Below are 14857 nucleotides of genomic sequence, written 5' to 3' on the forward strand. Positions count from 1 at the left end.
CGACCAGGCGCATCACCAGCGGCGCGCCGGTCGGCGGCGGCGCCAGCGGGCCGGGCAGGCGCCGCGCCGCCAGTTCCAGCAGGGCGCCATGCAGGGCGAGCGACAGCGCGCACAGGACGAGCAGGCGGCGGTTGCGCGGCAGGAAAGCGTTGGACTTCATCCCGCTAGTGTACCGTCTGGGGCCTTTGCTGCCCATCCGTGACCATGGCGTCGGCTGGTGCGCGGCAGTGGCGAGCGCCACGCGCGGTTCGAATGCCGCCGGCAGCTTCGATGACGAAGCGGCAAAGGCTTTGAGGGTTTTGCGCGACAGATAGCGAACGGGGCAGGTGCTTTCCTTGACGCAATTCAGGGAGTCCGGCACAGTTTCGCCTGCGCGGCGCTCCCGCCGCGCGCCGATTTCACCCAGTCTTCCTCCTACATGCCCATCGATTTCCAGCTTCCGTCCGATCCGCCCGCCCAGGTTCAGCCAGCCAGCGCCCCATCCTTCGACGACCAGTACGCCAGCGCGCGCGCCCTCGCCAACGGCGGCCAGCCGGCGCTGGCGCTGGCCGCCTATTCGGCGCTGCTGACCCGTTCGCCGGGCAATCCCGACGTCCTGCTGGGCCGCGGCATCGTGTATGCCCGCTTGGGGCGCTGGAGCGAAGCCGAGGCCGACCTCGGCGCGGCGGCGAAGGCCTCGCCCGATTATGCGGACGTGTGGGAAGCGCTCGGCAATACCTATCGCTGGAGCGAGCAGCCGGCGAAGGCGCTGGAAACCTGGAACCGGCTCGTCGCCCTGCGCCCGAACGACCCGGCCGCCTATATCGCACGTGCGCGGTCCCGGCGCGCCCTCGGCCAGTTTGCCGAGGCGAAGGCCGACCTCGAACGCGCGCGCGCCCTCGGCGGCGAGGCGAGCGAGATCGACGTCCTGCTGGCCGACCTGCAGCCGCGTCCCGCGGTGCCCGCCGCCGGCAATCCGGACGTCACCGGCGCCGCCGGCTATGCCTGGGGCGCCAGCCTGTCCTCGAGCTGGACCGACGTCGGCAACGGCCCGCGCTGGAACGACCAGACCGCCAGCGTGCGCCGCTACCTGGCGAACGGCTCGATCGCCTTCGAAACCCTGCGCGCCCACCGCTTCGGCGAGCATGACTACGCCTGGGCGCTGGACGCCTATACCGGCCTGTGGCGCGGCGCCTATGCCAACCTGCGCTACCAGCATTCGGCCGCCAGCCGCCTGTTCCCGGCCAATGCCGGCCGCGTCGAGGTCTGGCAGGCCCTGGGCGGGGGCTGGGAAGCCTCGCTCAGCGACGACGTGCTGGGCTTCGCGTCGCGCGTCAACATCTACGGCGCCAGCATCGCCAAATACGTGGGCAACTTCTACGTCCAGCTGCGTCACCAGAACATCGTGTCGGCGGGTTCGCACAGCACCGGCGAGCGCCTGCTGGGACGCTGGTACTACCTCGGCGACGCCGACAACTACCTCGAGCTGAGCGTCAACAGCGGCCGCAGCGACGATCCGCTCAGCCTCGTCGGCGGGCGCGCCCGCTCGGGCGGCGGCGGCCTGACCTGGGTGCGTTACTTCACCCCGCAATGGGGCGGCAAGATCGGCGCGACCTTCTCGCGGTCCGCCTCGGGCAAGGGCGGCGACGAGCGCGGCCTGTCCTTCGCGCTGTACCGCCGATGGTAGCGGTGGCCGACAAGCCGGCCGCCGCGCCGGTCAGGGAACGCGGCCCGCTTGCCCGTGCCCTGGGCGCCGCCCTCGGCGAGGTGCTGGGCTGCCTGCCGGCCCTGGTGCTGGCCTGGCTCTGCCTGCGCGTGGCCGAGAGCTGGCATGCCGCCGGCGGCGAGATGAAGGTCTCGATCCTGTTCGGGCCGGCGCTGGCGAACGACCTGCTGTCGCTGCTGCGCTATGGCTTCCTGTTCGTGCTGGGCGCGCCGCTGCTGGCGCTGGTGCCGGCGCCGCGCTGGCGCAGGGCGCTGCTGGGTGCGTGCTGGTCGCTGCTGCTGGCGGCCCAGGCCGGGCTGCTGCAATACCACTGGGTCGCCGGGGTGCCGCTGGGCGCCGACCTGTTCGGCTATACCGGCGCCGAAGTCGCGACCACGGTCGGCGGCGGCTGGCGTGCCGATGCGCCGCTGGTGCTGGCCCTCGTAAGCGCCCTGGCCGTGCTGTGGCTGGCACTGCGGGCCTGCGGCCGTCCCTGGTGGCCACGCGCGGACGCCCGCCGCGCCTTGGGCTTCGGCGCCGTGAGCCTGCTGGCCTTCGCCTTCCTGCCCGACCACTACGCCCCAAGCGCCGCCCAGAGCGAAGCCAGCATCGACTACCTGCTGAACAAGACCGCCTATTTTGCCGACCGCAACCTGGCCCACCTGATGGGCAGCAGCGGCGGCGGCGCCGTCGACCACCGCACGGGCGAGCTGCCCTGGGCCGGCAAGGACGCGCGCTATCCCTTCCTGCATCCGGAGCGCACGCCGGACACCCTCGGCCCGCTGTTCGAACGCCGCGCCGGCACGCCGCCGAACCTGGTCTTCATCATCGTCGAAGGCCTGGGCCGCAACTTCTCCGGTCCCGGCGCCCGCCTGGGCAGCTTCACGCCCTTCCTCGACGAACTGGCCGGCCGCAGCCTGTATTTCGAGAACTTCCTGTCCGGCCAGGGCCGCACCTTCGGCGTGCTGACCACGATGTTCGGATCGCTGCCCTTCGGCGAGAACGGCCTGGCCGCGCTCGGCGACAGGACGCCGCGCCACGCGTCCATCCTGAGCGTACTGAAGTCCCAGGGCTACCGCCTGAAGTTCTACAGCGGCTCGAATCTCGACTTCGACAACGAAGGCAAGTTCCTGCGCCAGGAAGGCGTCGAACAGTTCGTCAGCGAGCGCGATTACGGCCCGCCGGCCCAGCGCAGCAACGACTGGGGCTATGCCGACGGCGAGCTGGTCGACATGGCCCTGCGCAGGGAAGCGAAGGACACGCAGGCGCCATCGCTGACGATCATCCAGACCACCAGCATGCACGATCCCTTCACCTTCCCGGACAAGCCGCGCTACATGGAGAAGGTGGGGCAGCGCCTGGCCCGGCTGGGCATCGCGCCGGACGCGAACCCGGGCTATGCGGCCCAGCGCGAGATCTTCGCCAGCATCCTCTACACGGACGACGCGCTACGGCGCTTCTTCGACGGCGCGCAAAAGCTGCCGGGCTATGACAATACCATCTTCGTGATCACCGGCGACCACCGGCTGCCCGAGCTGCCGATGGACACCCGCATCGAGCGCTACCACGTGCCGCTGATCGTTTATTCGCCGCTGCTGAAGCAGGCGCGCGCCATCAAGTCGGTCAGCTCGCAGTTCGATATCGCGCCCTCGCTGCTGGCCTACCTGTCGAACAATCACGGGCTGAAATCGCCGCCCGCGGTGACCTGGCTCGGCACCGGCCTGGATACCGAGCCGGCCTTCCGCAACCTGCACGTGATTCCGCTGAAGCAGACCAAGACCGAGCTGAGCGACTTCGTCTCGGGCACCGTCTACCTGGCGCAAGGCCGCCTGTATGCGCTGGCCGACGGCATGCAGACCGACCGCGCGCCCGAAGACAAGGCGCTGGCCACGGCGCGGGCCCAGTTCCAGTCCTTCCTGCAGGCGAACGCCGTGGCGGGACGCTCTGCCGCGCTGGCGCCGCTGGATGCCGTCGACGCCCTGGCTCCCTACGGCGCCGCCAGCCGCAACCTGCGCAGCGTGGCGCTGGCGGCCGAGGGCGGTGGCGTGGGCATCTCGAACGTGCGCCGCGCAGCCGCGCCGGGGCCTGACGGGGCGGTCATGGTCGAGGCGACCCTGCACAACCAGTCGACCACGGCCTCGCGCGCCTTCGTGCCCCTGCTGGTGATCAGCGATGCCGGCGGACTCGAAGTCGGCGAAGTCGCCGGCGAGCCGCAAACCATGGAGGCGGGCGCCACGCTGCACCTTGCGCTGCCGGCCAGGCTGGGCAAGCTGCCGCACGGGACCTATTTCGTGTCCGTGATTCCTTCGCATCCGGAAACCGGGCGCTCGATCGGCATCGGCCAGTACCATGTGGAGATGAAGCTGTGAGGCGGCTGCTGCGCACTGCGTTGCTGGCCGCGCTGCTTGGCGCCGGCAGTGCGCATGCGGCCGACGCGGCCGGCCCGCGCGCGATCTGGACCTGGGAAGGCGAATCCTACGCCATGCTCGAGAGCGAAGGCATGGCCGCCCAGGGCATCGCCTTCCTGAAGGCGAAGTCGATCGGCACCGTCTACCTGTACGCCGACGCCTGGCGCGGCCGCAACCTGATCGTGTCCCAGCCGGAACGCTACCGCCGCCTGCTGCGCCGCCTGCACGCGGCCGGCCTGAAGGTCTACGCCCTGCTGGGTTCGGGCTACCTGAACACCGAGCGCTATGTGCTGCCGCGGCACCGCGAGGAGGCCGTCGCCATGCTCCAGCGCGTGCTCGACTATAACGAGGCGGCGCCGCTTGACGCGCGCTTCGACGGCATCAACCTCGACATCGAACCCCACATCCTGGCCGAGTGGTCGACCCGCAAGATGGAATTGCTGGCCAACTTCCTCGACATGTCGGAGGCGCTGATGCGGGCGAAGGCCCGGTCGGGCCAGGCGCTGCCGGTCGGCCCCGCCATCCCGTTCTGGCTGGACGGCATCCAGCTCGACTGGCATGGCAGGCGCAAGCCGGTCAACCAGCATGTGCAGGACATCTACGACTATGTGGCGCTGATGGATTACCGCGACCATGCGGACGGCGGCGACGGCCTGGTCAGCCATGCGATGGACGAGCTGGCGTATGGCGAAACCATCGGCCGCCCGGTCCTGATCGGCATCGAGACCATGCCGAACGCGTTGAAGAAGGTGTCGTTCAATCACCTCGGCGAGGCCGACCTGGAGCGCGAGCTGGTGGCGACGGCGCGCAGCGTGGGCGGCATGCACTCCTTCGGCGGCTTCGTGGTGCACCACTATGCGTCGTATCGCCGCTGGCTGGGGCTCGACTAGGGTGCCGCGTTAGTCGGCCCGCGCACCACCAGCACCGGAATCGCGCAGATACTCAGCACCTTCCAGGTCTCGCTGCCCAGCAGCCGCGCGCGCAGGCCGCCGCGTCCATGCGAGGCCATCACGATCAGGTCGCAATGGCGGTCGCGTGCGGTGTCGACGATGGCCGCGGCCGGGCTTTCATAAGGCAGCAGCAGGGTTTCGCAGGGGATGCCGGCTTCGGCGGCGCGGCGTGCGATCCAGGCCAGGGCGTCGGTGCCGTTGCGTTCGCGTTCCTTGAGCCAGGCGGCGCGCACCGGGTCTTCGTCGGCCAGGGGTTCGAGCCGTTCGGGCGGCCCGGCATGCAGGCCGACGATGGATCCGCCGCCCAGCGCCGCCAGTTCGAGGGCGGCGGCGAGGGCACCGCTGCACAGTTCGGTGCCGTCGGTGGGTACGAGGATACGCTGGTACATGATGGCACTCCTGTCAGCGGTGGACCAGCACCGGGATCGTGCCGTGCACCAGCACCTTCTGGGTCTCGCTGCCCAGCAGCAGGCCCTTCAGCCCATGGCGCCCATGCGAAGCCATCACGATCAGGTCGCAGCCGAGGCGCCGGGCGGTGTCGATGATGGCCGCGTAGGGATCGTCCTCGACTGCGTGTTCGCTGCGGCAGGGCACGCCGGCATCGCCCGCGGCGTCCTCGACGACGGCCAGGATGCGGCGGGCGCGGGCGCTGCTGGCGGCGTCGAACTGTTCGGGCGTGTCTTCCAGCATGGCGCTGTCGGCGGTGACGACGCGGAAGGGCGGCGTCACGGTCAGGCCCACGACTTCGGCCCCGACTTCGCGGGCGAAATCGACCCCGGCCAGTATCGCGCGTTCGGAGGCTTCCGAACCGTCGCTAGGGATCAGGATGCGCTTGTACATGACCTTCCCTCCGTGAATGCCCCAGTTGGCTGGTTGATTCAGGATGGTGGATATGCACTCAGTATAGTTTGAGTTGAATCAAATTCAAATCCGCCCTCGACGGCCAGGCGTCCACCGCTCTCGACGGTGTAGCGGCCACCTTCGAGGTCGGCCGCCAGCGCCGCCCGGGCGCCCAGTTCGATCGGCGCGCGGAAGCGCCCGTCCAGCCGCAGCACGCGGCGTCCGCCGGCGCGCTCCAGTTCGGCGCAGCTGCGCCCCAGGGTGTGCATGCCCTGGATGATCGGTGCCTTCAGACCCATCAGCCGCGCCGTCCAGGGCCAGAGGTGGATCGGGTTCCAGTCGCCGGACACCGAGGCATACTCGCGCCCGCTGGTGGCGGACAGTTGCCAGCCGGCGATCGGCGCCAAGGCCGGCGCCTGCGGGGCGGCAGGCCGGTGCTGCCGGCCGCCGCGCGCGCCGCGCGCCACCAGGTAATTGCTGCGGCAGGTAAACAGCAGTTCGCCGTCCTGGGTCGCGCGGGTGTCCAGCAAGGCGTGCACGGCGCCGTTCGCGGCCGGCGGCTCGACCTTCACCTCGGTCAGCAGTTCCAGCGGCCGGCCGGGTGCGGGCGTCCTCTGCGCTACTTCCAGGGCATTGTCGACGTGGATGGCGCCGACCACGCGGAAGGGGAAGGAGGCACCCAGCATGGTCGCCAGATGGGCGCGCTGGGCCGCCAGGTAGTACCAGGTGAGCGGGATGTGGGCGCCCTGGAAGCCGAGGGCGGCGCGGTAGCGGGCCACGCCGGCCTCGTCGATGCGGTCGAGCCGGTAGCGGGTCGGCGCCGCCGTCGTGGCGGAGGAGGGCGCGGGCCGCTTGAACAGCGCGCGCAGCAGGGTCGCCGCGGACATCGGCGGCAGCGCTACAGTCAATGAGTCTTTGGACATGGCTTAGGAACAGTTGTTAGTTATGGCTTTCCGCTGTAACATATCGTTTTTGATATAAAGAATCACCTGTATAGACGAGGATGGAATGAAGAAGTACGCGTTTGCCCTGGCCGCCCTGACGGCCGCAGGCCTGGCACCGGCCCAGGAAGTCGTCCGCATCGGCCACGTGGCCGCGATGACCGGACCGGTGGCCCACTTCGGCAAGGATAGCGAAAACGGCGTCCGCATGGCCATCGACGCGCTGAATGCGCGCGGCGCAACGATCGCCGGGCGCAAGGTCAAGTGGCAGCTGGTGGCCGAGGACGACGCCGGCGAACCGAAGCAGGCGACCGCGGCGGCGCAGAAGCTGGCCGATGCGAAGGTCAATGGCGTGATCGGCCACGAGACCTCCGGCACCACCATCCCGGCTTCGAAGATCTACTACGATGCAGGCATCCCGCAGATTACCGCCTCCTCGACCAATCCGGCCTACACGCGCCAGGGCTTCAACACCACCTTCCGCGTGGTCGCCAACGACATCCAGCTCGGCCGCGCACTGGGCCGCTATGCCGTCAAGAACATGGCCGCCAAGCGTGTCGCCGTGATCGACGACCGCACCGCCTACGGCCAGGGCCTGGTCACCGAGTTCGTCAACGGCCTGCGCCAGCAGGGCGTGAACGTGGTGGCGAAGGAGTTCACCAACGACAAGGCGACCGACTTCTCGGCCATCCTGACCCGCATCCGCGCCGGCAATCCGGACCTGGTGTTCTTCGGCGGGATGAATGCGGTGGCCGGCCCGATGCTGCGCCAGATGAAGCAGCTCGGCCTGAACGTCAAGATGATGGGCGGCGACGGCATCTGCTCGGACGAGATGCACAAGCTGTCCGGCGGCACCATGGCCGACGGCCAGGTGGTGTGCGCGGAAGCCGGCGGCGTCGAGGAGTCGGGCAAGGCCGGCATGGACAACTTCCGCGCGGCCTACCGCAAGCGCTTCGGCATCGACGTCCAGATCATCGCCCCGTATTCGTATGACGCCACCATGCTGCTGGCCGAAGCGATGAACAAGGCCGGCTCCTCGGCGCCGGCGAAATACCTGCCGGAGCTGGCGAAGATCCACTACAAGGGTGTGACCGGGAATATCGCCTTCGATCCGCACGGCGACATCCGCGACGGCACCATCACCCTGTACACCTTCAAGGGCGGTCACCGCACCCAGCTCGCGGTGACCAAGTAAGCGCAAACAAGCGCAAACAAGCGTCCGCGGCGCCTCAGCGCGCCGGGCCGTCCGCCGGCGCCATGATGGTCTCGCCGATCACCTTGCGCGCCGCGTTCAGCACCCGTTCCGACAGCGCGGGGTCGCCCTTGGCGGCGCCGCGCGCCACGGCTTGCGCGCCCACCAGGGTCGCCAGCAGGGTCAGCGCGCGGCCATGCGCATCGTCGCCCGGCCGGGCGGCTTCGAGCTCGCGCTCGAAAGTGCGCACCATGTCCAGGTAAGCCTCCGAAAAGCGCAGGCTGATGGCGCGGTCCTGGCGGCCGATCTCGCTGGCCGAGGCCGAGATCGGGCAGGCGCCGGCGTAGTCGTCGCGGCAGTCGGCCGACAGGAAATGGTCGACGAAGCGCGCCAGGCCCGGCATGCCTTCGCGACCGTGTTCCTCGAGGCGCACGCGGGTCTCCTCCAGGCCGAACGACAGGGCGGCCAGTGCCAGTTCCTCCTTCGAACGGAAGTGGGCATACAGCGCCCCGTGGGTCAGGCCGGCCTCCTTGCTGATCTCCGCCACGCCGACACCGTCGATGCCGCGCTCGCGAATGAGCTTGCTGGCGGCCCGGACCAGGGATGCCCTGTTCTCGGCGCTTTTTTCCTTGCTAATTCTCATGTCAGTATTATAACGGCCGGGGTGGGGCGTACCGCGTCGCAGAATTGGCGACAGCCTGCGCGGCAAGCGGTCGCGGCCCTTCGTGCGGAACTGCCATCCTGTAAAGACGCCAGTCAGGGTGGTCGGGCAGGCCGCGCGCGGGCGGCATCCTGGTGGCGGCCGGCGGCGACGGCACTGGTCAGCCCCGCAACAGGGCGCGCAGCTCGGCCAGCGGCAGCGGGCGGCCCAGCAGATAGCCCTGGGCCTCGTCGCAGGACGCCGCGCGCAGGAAGTCCAGCACCTCGGCGGTCTCCACGCCTTCCGCCACCACCGACATCTGCAGCGCGTGCGCCATGTCGACGAAGGCCTTCACGAAGTCGAAGGCGCTGATGCGGCCGTCGTCCTGCAGCACGAAGGAGCGGTCCAGCTTGAGCACGTCGATCGGCAGGCGGCGCAGGTAGGCCAGGCCGGAATAGCCGGTGCCGAAATCGTCGACCGCCAGCTTGACGCCGAGCGCCTGCAGCTCCGCCAGCATGGCGGCGGTGCGCTCCAGGTCGTCGATCAGGGCGCTCTCGGTCAGCTCCAGTTCCAGGCTCGACGGCGCCAGGCCGGCGTCGGCCAGGGCTTCGCGCACCTCGGCCACGAAACCCGGCTGGGCCAGCTGGCGCGCCGAGACGTTCACCGACACGCGGATCGGCCGTCCGAATTCGTCGAGCAGGCGGCGCGTCTGGCGGCAGGCTTCGCGCAGCACCCAGCGCCCGATCGGATTGATGAGCCCAGTCTCCTCGGCGATGCCGATGAACTGCTGCGGCGGCACCATGCCCTGTTGCGGATGGCGCCAGCGGATCAGCGCCTCCATGCCGACCACCGCCATGCTGCGCAGGTCGACCCGCGGCTGGTAGTGCAGTTCGAACTCCTCGCGCGCCAGCGCGGGCCGCAGCGACAGTTCGAGTGCCATGCGCGCGCGCGCGGCCACCGTCATCTCCGGCTCGAAGAAACGGTAGCGGTTGCGGCCCTCGGCCTTGGCGCGGTACATCGCGGTGTCGGCGGTCTGGAACAGCAGCTCGCGGGTGGCGGCGTCGCGCGGGTACATGCTGATGCCGATCGAGGCGCCGACCACCACGTCCTGGTTCCCGACCGTCACCGGCACGGTCAATGCCTCCAGCAGCTTGGCGGCGATGCGCGCGGCGGCGCGGCCGGCATCGGCCGCGCCGCCGGTGCAGGCGGCCGCCACCACGAATTCGTCGCCACCGAGGCGCGCCACCACGTCGGCCGGGCGCAGTATCCTGCGCAGCCGGGCGGCGACTTCGCACAGCAGCACGTCGCCGTGGTCGTGGCCGAAGGAGTCGTTGACTTCCTTGAAGCGGTCGAGGTCGAGGAACATCACCGCCACCGCCTGGCCGGGCGCGCAGGTCTCGACCATGTGCTGCAAACGGTCGTGCAGCAGGGCGCGGTTCGGCAGGCCGGTCAGGGTGTCGTGGGTGGCCAGTTCCTGCAGGCGGCGTTCGGCCTGCTTGCGGCCGGTGATGTCGGTCAGCAGGCCGGTAATGGACTCGAGGCGGCCGTCGGCATCGCAGCGCGTGCTGCCGTTCAGCAGCACGTGCAGCGTGTGGCCGCCGGCATGACGCAGCACGGCGTCGAAGCCCTGCACGGTCGCATGGCCTTGCTGGCCGAGTTCCAGCTGGTCCCACGGAAAGGCTTCGAACAGGTGCGCCAGGCGCGAGCCGACCAGTGTCTCGCGCGGGTAGCCCGAGAGCGCACACAGGGCCGGGTTGACGTCCAGGATGCGGCCCTCGGCATTTGCCACCACATAGCCGGCCGGCGTCATCTCGATCACTTCGCGGAAGCGCTGTTCGCTTTCGCGCAGCTGGCGTTCGGCTTCCTCGCGGTCGGTCAGGTCGCGGATGATCGCCTGGAAGAATTCCTGGTCGCCGTCCTCGAAGCGCGATACGTGGACCTCGGCCGGGAAGGTGCTGCCATCCTTGCGCCGCTTGGTCATGCGCAGCAGGTGGGTCTGGCCCTGGCGCAGGCTCTCCAGCAGGCGCGGGCCGTAGGCGAAGCCGCTGTCGATCGCGCGCGCCGAGAGGCCGATCAGCTCGTCCTCGCGGTAGCCGAAGTGGGCGCAGGCGCGCCCGTTGGCGGCGATGATGCGCAGTTCGCGGTCGGTGATCAGGATGCTGTCGCCGGCCTGCTGGAACAGGTTGCGGAAGCGCTGCTCGCTCTTGCGTACCGCTTCGCTGGCGCGGCGCTTCTCGGTGATGTCGTGGAAGTAGACCGACAGCCCGTCCGGGGTCGGGTAGGCGCGCGCCTCGACCCAGTCGCCGGTCGGACCCCAGCAGGCTTCGACGATGCCCGGCCGCCCGCTGGCCATCGCCCGGCGGTAGCAATCCAGCAGCGAACTGCCTTCGAGCGCCGGCGCCACCTCCAGCAGCGGCAGGCCGAGGGCGTCGCGCATTTCGATCTCGACGAAGCTGGTGGCCTTGCGGTTGGCGTAGATGATGCGCCAGTCGCGGTCGACGGCAAAGAAGGCGTCGCCGATGTTTTCCAGCATGGCGTCCATGCGTTCGCGCGAACGTTTCAGCTCTTCGAGGGCATCGTCGATGCGCAACTGCGCATCGGCGGCGTGGGTGATCGGGGCCGGCGCGTCCATGATGTGGTTCCGTTCGGGGCGGGAGAGAAAGGGGTCGACGGCGGCGCGCTCATGCGCATCGGGTAGACTTTGCCCAGCCGAGTATAATGATTCCGCATGGAAACTTCCAGCGGACTGACGCGTGTTAGCGACAGTTCAGGATTTTCCGACAACGCCGGAGGGAAGACGCGGCGGGCAGGGCGCCCGCCGCTCGAGGTGGTCAAGGTTACTGTCTGTCTTGCTGCTTGCCCTGTTGCTGATTACTTGATCCTCCTTGCTGGCTGTTGCCCGGATTCGCCTGCCCGCGCTGGGCGTTACCCTGGGCTGGGGTAGCGCCCCGCTGGCCGGCGTTGGCCGATTGCAGGTTACCCGAGTCGGCGAGGTCGGGCGATCCGATGCCGCCGTCGCGGCCGCCGTCGTTGAGGTTGCCAGCGCTGCCGGTCTTGCCGGCACTACTGGTGCCTACGCCGCTGAGTTCGTCATAGTCGCGGCCTTTGCTGCCTTTGCCTTTGTATTCCTGGTTACTGGGCATATGCGCTCCTATTCCGTGCCGAAGACTCCATGGTAGGCCGCCCGCGGCAGCAGACAATCGGAAAACAGGCGGACGCTGCGTAGGACGACTCGGACATGACGTTGACAAACCTGCCAAAGCATGGCGCAATCCAGAGTCGGAGGAAATCGATGAGCAGAAGCGGGACAGGCAAGGGACGAGGTGCTGGACGGGGTTCGGGCAGGGCCACGCTGGAGCAGGTGGCGGTGCGCGCCGGGGTCTCGACGATGACCGCCTCGCGCGCCCTCAGCCAGCCGCAACTGGTGTCCGATGCCACCCGCGCCAGGGTCGAGCAGGCCGTCCAGGAGCTCGGCTATGTACCGAACCGCGCCGCGCGCGCCCTGGCGTCGAGCCGCTCGCGGGTGATCGTGGTGCTGGTGCCCTCGCTGTCGAACGCGGTCTACCCGGCCGTGCTGGACGGAATCCAGGATGCCGTCGGCGCCAGCCAGTACCAGCTCCTGATCGGCAACACCCATTATTCGGACGCCGAGGAAGAGAAGCTGCTGCGCATCTATCTGCAGTCGGACCCGGACGGCATCCTGCTGCCGGGCCTGAGCCACAGCCCGGAGGTCGCCGCCATGCTGGAGTCGCTGCGGGTGCCGGTGGTGTCGATGATGGACCTGGCGGACAAGCCGTCCACGCTGTCGGTCGGCTTTTCCCAGCTCGATGCCGGCATGGCCCTCACGCGCCACCTGCTCGGCAAGGGCTACCGCCGCATCGCCTTCGTCGGCGCCCAGCTCGACGAACGCACCTTGCGCCGCGCCGACGGCTGGCGCCAGGTCATGATCGAGGCCGGCCGGTTCGACCCGCGCCTGGAGATCATGACCCCCGCGCCCTCGACCATGGCGCTGGGGGCGGACCTGATGCGCCGCGTGCTGGCCGAACTGCCCGATTGCGACGCCGTCTTCTTCTGCAATGACGACCTGGCCCACGGCGCGATTTTCCACTGCCAGCGCGCCGGCATCCGGATTCCCGATCAGGTGGCGGTGGCCGGCTTCAACGACCTGCCGGCTTCCAGCCTGATGGTGCCCTCGCTGACGACGGTCGAGACCCCACGCTACCAGGTCGGCTATCGTGCGGCGTCGCTGCTGCTGGACGTCATCGCGGGCAAGACGCCGCCGGCGCGCCGCATCGACCTCGGCTTCACCCTGCGCGCACGCGAGAGCGCCTGAATGCACGAGCTGCACGGGTACAGCGGGACGGTCGCCCTACGCCTCCACCACCGCCTCCGCCAACGGAAACCGCAGCGTAAAAGTACAACCCATCCCCGGCCCCGCGCTGCGGGCATCCACGCTGCCGCCATGCAGCGCAGTGAGTTCCTTCACCAGCGCCAGCCCGAGCCCGAGCCCGCCCTGTGAGCGGTCGATCGCGGTCGGTCCCTGCACCAGCACGTCGAAGATGGTCGGCAGGACCTCGGCGGCGATGCCGACCCCGGTATCGGCCACCTCGATCACGGCTTGCGTCCCGGCGGCGCGGGCGCGCACCGCGATGCTGCCGCCGGCCGGCGTGTACTTGATCGCGTTGTGCAGCAGGTTGTCGAAGATCTGCTCGAGGCGCGTCGGATCGGCGTCGATCCACAGCTCGCCGGCTTCGACCTCCCAGACGTGGGCGCCGGCGTCGGCCAGTTCGCGGGTCGCGCAGCACTGGCGCAGCAGGGCGCCGGCATCTATGCGCGAGCGTTTGAGCGTCACCTTGCCGGACAGGATGCCGCGCACGTCGAGCAGGTCGTCGACGATACGGGTCAGGTGGCGCACCTGGCGCCGGCCGATCTCGCGCGCCTGGGCGGCCAGCGCCGGCTTCACGCCCGGCAGGTCGAGTACCTGCAGCGCGCCGGCGATCGCCGCCAGCGGATTGCGCAGCTCATGGCTCAACATGGCGAGGAAGGCGTCCTTGGCATGGCTCTGGGCCTCGGCCTCGCGCCGCGCATCCTGTTCGCTGCGCAGCAGGGCTTCGCGCTCGTCCTGCAGCTGCTGGCGCGCGCTGCGTTCGCGCGCGAGGTCGGCGCTGGTGCGGCGCAGGCCGTCGAGCAGGGTGTCGACTTCGACCACCCGGGTCGGCGCACCGGCCGGTTCGGCACCGCTGGCCAGCGCCTGGGCCGCCGCGTGGGCCTGGTCCAGCGACACCGACAGCCGCTTGGCCAGGAACACGGCGATGCCGATCGCCAGTCCCATCACGCCCAGCAGGGCCAGGGCCGCATACAGGGTCGCGGTGCGCGCCGGTCCCTCGATCTCCGGCGCCGGTACGCCGATCGCCAGGGTCCAGCCGGACAGCGGCGCGCGCGTGTAGACGCTGTAGACGTCGATGCCGTCGTGGGTGACGTGGCGCAGGATGCCGTTCGGCTGGCGCCGCGAGGCCTGGTACAGCTCGGGGCGTACCGGCTTGCCGACCAGCTCTTCGGCATTGCGGTTGCGGGCGATCGCGATGCCGTTGGCGTCGAAGATCGTGATCACCCAGTCGCGGCCGATGGCCGGGTCGTCGAAGACGCGCGCAAAGTAGGCGGCATCGAAGATCTGGCTGACCACGTAGCGCTCGCCAAGCACGCGCGGCACCGGCACGTCGATCGAGATCGTGGGACGCTTCGCCAGGATGCCCAGGAAGTAACCGGAGACGCGGGTCTTCTGCGCTTCGTAGACCGCGCCGACCCATTTTGCCCCGTATTCCGGCAGCGGTGAGCCCCAGGGCACCAGGGTGTTCAGCCTGGGCGTGCCGTCGGAGTCCATCAGCACGGTCCAGGACCAGGGCGTGCCGCGATTCATGGCGCTGGCTTCGCGGTGCAACTGGGCGAAGTCGGCGCGGCGCAGCGCCTCGGAGTTGACGATCACGCGCAAGGAGGCATCGGCGACGGCGATTTCGCGGTCGATCACGAGAGCGGTGGCGCGCCCGGTCTCCTGCACGCCGCGGATGCGCGATGCCCGTTCCGAGTCCAGCAGCCGGCTCAGGCCCACCGAGGCGAGCAGCACCACTGGCACCAGGATGGCCGCCGCCATCAGGATCAGGTAAGTACGGGCTTTCATCCGGCTTGAGAAATTGCTAAGGCCTTG

Annotated in this window: 12 protein-coding genes; 5 read left to right on the plus strand and 7 right to left on the minus strand. The window is 69.5% G+C overall.

The window, feature by feature from the left end:
- Nucleotides 1-418: 418 nt before the first annotated feature.
- The 3 genes from AC1DOQ_RS10590 to AC1DOQ_RS10600 are packed head-to-tail and all read left to right on the plus strand — an operon-like array spanning nucleotide 419 to nucleotide 4982.
- Nucleotides 419-1666 (plus strand): YaiO family outer membrane beta-barrel protein, encoded by a 1248-nt coding sequence (locus AC1DOQ_RS10590; protein ID WP_477363021.1) that lies wholly within the window; start codon nucleotides 419-421, stop codon nucleotides 1664-1666.
- Nucleotides 1660-4053, plus strand: coding sequence for an LTA synthase family protein (locus AC1DOQ_RS10595; protein ID WP_477363024.1), 2394 nt, complete (start codon nucleotides 1660-1662; stop codon nucleotides 4051-4053). The genes AC1DOQ_RS10590 and AC1DOQ_RS10595 overlap by 7 nt, the downstream gene beginning before the upstream one ends.
- Nucleotides 4050-4982, plus strand: coding sequence for a hypothetical protein (locus tag AC1DOQ_RS10600; protein WP_477363027.1), 933 nt, complete (start codon nucleotides 4050-4052; stop codon nucleotides 4980-4982). The genes AC1DOQ_RS10595 and AC1DOQ_RS10600 overlap by 4 nt, the downstream gene beginning before the upstream one ends.
- Here the strand turns inward: AC1DOQ_RS10600 and AC1DOQ_RS10605 are convergent.
- Genes AC1DOQ_RS10605 through AC1DOQ_RS10615 form a run of 3 tightly spaced genes read right to left on the minus strand, consistent with a single transcriptional unit; the run spans nucleotide 4979 to nucleotide 6805 of the window.
- Nucleotides 4979-5431, minus strand: coding sequence for a universal stress protein (locus AC1DOQ_RS10605; protein WP_477363030.1), 453 nt, complete (start codon nucleotides 5429-5431; stop codon nucleotides 4979-4981). The two genes, AC1DOQ_RS10600 and AC1DOQ_RS10605, sit on opposite strands and share 4 nt — an antisense overlap.
- A gap of 13 nt (nucleotides 5432-5444) precedes the next feature.
- A complete protein-coding gene (locus AC1DOQ_RS10610; RefSeq protein WP_477363033.1) occupies nucleotides 5445-5882 on the minus strand; it encodes a universal stress protein in 438 nt (145 codons plus the stop codon).
- 38 nt (nucleotides 5883-5920) lie between these two features.
- Nucleotides 5921-6805, minus strand: a complete 885-nt coding sequence (locus AC1DOQ_RS10615; protein WP_477363036.1) for a MaoC/PaaZ C-terminal domain-containing protein — start codon at nucleotides 6803-6805, stop codon at nucleotides 5921-5923.
- 85 nt (nucleotides 6806-6890) lie between these two features.
- Here AC1DOQ_RS10615 and AC1DOQ_RS10620 point away from each other — a divergent pair, with 85 nt between their 5' ends.
- A complete protein-coding gene (locus AC1DOQ_RS10620; protein WP_477363039.1) occupies nucleotides 6891-8018 on the plus strand; it encodes a branched-chain amino acid ABC transporter substrate-binding protein in 1128 nt (375 codons plus the stop codon).
- 34 nt (nucleotides 8019-8052) lie between these two features.
- Here the strand turns inward: AC1DOQ_RS10620 and AC1DOQ_RS10625 are convergent, their stop codons facing one another.
- The 3 genes from AC1DOQ_RS10625 to AC1DOQ_RS10635 form a co-directional block, all read right to left on the minus strand.
- A complete protein-coding gene (locus AC1DOQ_RS10625) occupies nucleotides 8053-8658 on the minus strand; it encodes a TetR family transcriptional regulator (protein WP_477363042.1) in 606 nt (201 codons plus the stop codon).
- A gap of 178 nt (nucleotides 8659-8836) precedes the next feature.
- Nucleotides 8837-11287, minus strand: a complete 2451-nt coding sequence (locus tag AC1DOQ_RS10630; RefSeq protein WP_477363045.1) for a sensor domain-containing protein — start codon at nucleotides 11285-11287, stop codon at nucleotides 8837-8839.
- 205 nt (nucleotides 11288-11492) lie between these two features.
- Complete coding sequence (locus AC1DOQ_RS10635) at nucleotides 11493-11798, minus strand: hypothetical protein (protein ID WP_477363048.1); 306 nt, start codon at nucleotides 11796-11798, stop codon at nucleotides 11493-11495.
- A 149-nt stretch (nucleotides 11799-11947) separates the two neighbouring features.
- On the opposite strand from AC1DOQ_RS10635, the gene gntR reads away from it, so the two are divergent.
- Nucleotides 11948-12988 (plus strand): HTH-type transcriptional regulator GntR, encoded by a 1041-nt coding sequence (gene gntR / locus AC1DOQ_RS10640; protein WP_477363052.1) that lies wholly within the window; start codon nucleotides 11948-11950, stop codon nucleotides 12986-12988.
- A 36-nt stretch (nucleotides 12989-13024) separates the two neighbouring features.
- Here the strand turns inward: gntR and AC1DOQ_RS10645 are convergent, their stop codons facing one another.
- Nucleotides 13025-14830, minus strand: a complete 1806-nt coding sequence (locus AC1DOQ_RS10645; protein WP_477363055.1) for a sensor histidine kinase — start codon at nucleotides 14828-14830, stop codon at nucleotides 13025-13027.
- Between the last annotated feature and the right edge of the window lie 27 nt (nucleotides 14831-14857).

Source organism: Massilia sp. 01N417 (genome assembly GCF_056399645.1).